Genomic DNA, 900 nt, shown 5'->3' with positions numbered 1-900 from the left:
GGAGGAGGTTGGTTAATACATCCAGCTGTAGTTAAGAGAGCTATGCAGCTCAATAGTTTTAAGATTTTTTTCATTTTCTCCTCTTTCAATGGATTTATTGACAATAAACAGCTCATAAGCTTGTTGATATTTCCTGTCATCGCTGTTTAAACAACGGTGAACAATATTGAAATGGTTGGTTGAGAAAACAATCCTGCCATTCCAAGCGAAGGCAAGAATAGTGGGATTGTTGATCATCACAAACAGCAAGACTTAAGGCTCGCATTCAGGTTGTTCTGGATGCTTTGTACAAAAAGGGCTGTTCAAGCGCTTCTTGACACTGCGCTGTGGTATGACTGCACCTGGACGACAAATCGGCAAGTTTTTCTCTTTAAAAGTATAACACCACCCCCCCCCTCTTTGATCTTTATAGCGGAATCCTGCTTGAACCATGCAAGCATCAACTGTTGCTTTCGCATTAATACTCTGCTGTTGGTTTTCTGGAAAAACATCATAAGGGGTTGGCATACCACATTCTAACAAAGCTTTTCCTACCTCAGTAAAATCAGTAACACTATTTTTCTCCCACATACTCAAATACCCTGGAGCAGGCTTATCAATGTTACATCCAGCGATATTTAACAGAATGAGACCACTTAATAATTTCAAGATTTTCTTCATTTTTTCCTCCCTGAATATTTTGAATAAATTGGCGTACGATTAGGTGAACCATAGCGCGATGTACACGCATAACCTGCATGACCATAACAAGCATGAACACTGGGGTAGCCCTTAAATATTTGCCCTCTCTCTTTCCAGGGACCACTTCCAGGAGGTATTTGTTCAAAAGTGTAAGGATTTTTGCCAATCTTTGTACCAACAAAGTCATTTTTATGATTTTCCAAGTTTACGTAATCCTGC

1 protein-coding gene and 1 pseudogene are annotated in these 900 nt (G+C 39.7%); both read right to left on the bottom strand.

Annotated features, from left to right (window positions below):
- Positions 1-252: 252 nt before the first annotated feature.
- Positions 253-660 carry a hypothetical protein gene (locus ACFINU_RS10070; protein ID WP_375667700.1) on the bottom strand — a complete coding sequence of 136 codons (408 nt, stop codon included), beginning with the start codon at positions 658-660 and terminating at the stop codon, positions 253-255.
- Positions 657-900: pseudogene (locus ACFINU_RS10065) on the bottom strand (hypothetical protein); the annotation flags it as partial. The pseudogene ACFINU_RS10065 and the gene ACFINU_RS10070, both read right to left, overlap by 4 nt.

Source organism: Bartonella sp. AC130YNZD (assembly GCF_042196865.1).
Classification (GTDB): Bacteria; Pseudomonadota; Alphaproteobacteria; order Rhizobiales; family Rhizobiaceae; genus Bartonella.
This window is presented reverse-complemented; position numbering and strand designations above follow the sequence as displayed.

Excerpts from the sequence above, each read along its gene's own strand:
- ACFINU_RS10070 (WP_375667700.1), bottom strand. The coding sequence starts at position 660 with ATGAAGAAAATCTTGAAATTATTAAGTGGTCTCATTCTGTTAAATATC.